At 45.1% G+C, this 2,165-nt stretch carries 1 protein-coding gene; it reads right to left on the bottom strand.

The annotated features are described in order from the left end of the window. Positions 1–2,097 (bottom strand): replication endonuclease (locus Xentx_RS17895; RefSeq protein WP_074021847.1); only part of this gene is annotated, 2,097 nt, incomplete at its 3' end. Between the last annotated feature and the right edge of the window lie 68 nt (positions 2,098–2,165).

The raw sequence follows: 2,165 nt of genomic DNA on the forward strand, positions 1-2,165 counted from the left end.
CTTAATCCGCTGCCGCAGTGCCTCGCGGCGCGCCTCTTGCTGCCGTTCCGATCCCAGCGGAATAAAACTGCCATTCGTCCATAACTGAAATGGTTGTTTATTGATGCTGATTTTTCCGCCTACTATTAATGACCGCGCCATCAACCGGCTAAAATTCATCCCGATTGAATCCGCATAATCGATAATTTTTTCCACTAACTGATCTCCCTCGCTGATCGTACGCTGACCCCCCGTACAGTTATTGACAGAACTCCAAGGGGCGGCTGCGCCGCCAGATAAAGACAAAAAACCCCCGTTGGCAGAATCGTTATCTGCCTTTAATTTCGGCACAATCTGCCAGTTTTTTACACGAGTGATGATTGGGCTATCTTCGCCAACTAAAGTGCAGTAAACACCCTTAATACAATCGACGGATTCACCATAGGCGTTGGTCTTTTCTTCTCGCTCATACCATAGGCGAGCGATTAGGTCAGCACGCCGTACAAAGGCACCACCTTGTAATTTGGTGTATTCGCTCCAATTGCTTGTGTCTGCAGCTTTATGAACTTCGGCAAAATCAATATCTAACCCCTCTGATGCTTCCGTATCGTCACCCATTCTGCGCAGTTCACGCCACACAGTGACAGGAGCACCGCCTATTTGTTGAAACTGTCTGATTTTATGATGTGATGCCCAAGCCGAAACAGAACGCGCCATTTCTTTGGCTTTCTGTCCTGTCTCTTCGTCAATTTCATTGTCCATTGCATATCCGTCAATGTTCTTTGAAATATATTTAGCGATATAACCCGTTGCGCTGCCTTTCTCTTTATCGATAGGCTCAACATGGAAACGGGCCTTAAGGGCTTTTTGTGATTGAAGCTCTTCCGAATCTTCCAGACGTGCGTAATAACAAAAAATATCCCGTAGTTCTTCAACATGTTCAGGACGAACAAATAACAGCACATGCCAATGCGGTGTTCCGTCATGATGCGGCTCTACGACACGAAAACCAAATACGCGAATTCCAGCACGTGCATAAGCAGCCCTTATTTTCTGCCAGACACCACACAGGTATTTTTGAGTTGCACGTGGATCATTACCCATCCAATTAGAAACAAAACCGCCCGCTTGGTAGGCTGAATGATATTTTGATGGAGCCGTGATAGTGTAGAATTCACCGACACACCCCATTTCGTTGGCTAAATCTTCAAAGCCTCGCATTCTCGCCATAAGTTCACACCGACGAACGGCAGGATTAGCTGCACTACCCAAAACCATTTTCGATAAATCAGCGGTGTTGCCGTCATCATCTCGCAACTCAAACTCCTTTAAGAATTGCCAATTTGCGCGTTTTTGTTCAACCCAACGGTGCAACGTAGTTTTGGAAACATAAGGGGAAGCTGATTTTTGGACTTGACCGATAGCAATTGCGAGGTGTTCGCGCTTTACATCGCATAAGCGCTTTAATCTACGATACCACCAAGCAACATCAAACATACGTAGCAAAGCTGCGCATAATTGGTCGTCTGTTGGCTGTTTTCGCCCGTTAATGAATTGCTGCCAATAAGGTGGTTGTGTTCCTGATTGCAAAGTTAACTGGGCAATAAATGCATAAATTTTATCTAATCGCGCTCGAGCTTCGCGCTCATCTTTTGGATCACAATCTGCATATTGTTTTGTTGCTGCTTGATAGTTATCGTTCATAAAAATAGCAATTTCATTTGCTAATGATTTGATGACTGCTCTATCTAGCTGTGCAATATTTTCTAGCTGTTCAATAAAAGGAAATGGCCTATCGCCCGATACGCGATGCTTAAATTCATACTGTTTCATTACACGTTCGAATCGTGGCAATACATTCTTGGCAGTTTTACGTAAAAACTCATTGGCACGACGACGACCGGATTTATTAAAAATCTTGGCGTATTTGGTAGCAAAGTAGATCGCCAGAAAATCAGGGAGGTGGGCGACAATATCGTGCCGCCATTCTGCATCGTCCGGGTTAGCTTCCCACATAATGCGCTCAGCCAGAGTTGCTGTTTTTGGTAACTCAGGCTGATTTGCTTCACGCTGGCGACGCATTGAAACCAATGCATCGCTATTATGCTCTAAATTCACTCACAAACCCCTGCATATACTGAACTACACGCCTGTTGTGCGTTTTCGTCGGCCAATAGATCAAACTG

This window comes from Xenorhabdus thuongxuanensis (genome assembly GCF_001908095.1).
Taxonomy (GTDB): Bacteria; Pseudomonadota; Gammaproteobacteria; order Enterobacterales; family Enterobacteriaceae; genus Xenorhabdus; species Xenorhabdus thuongxuanensis.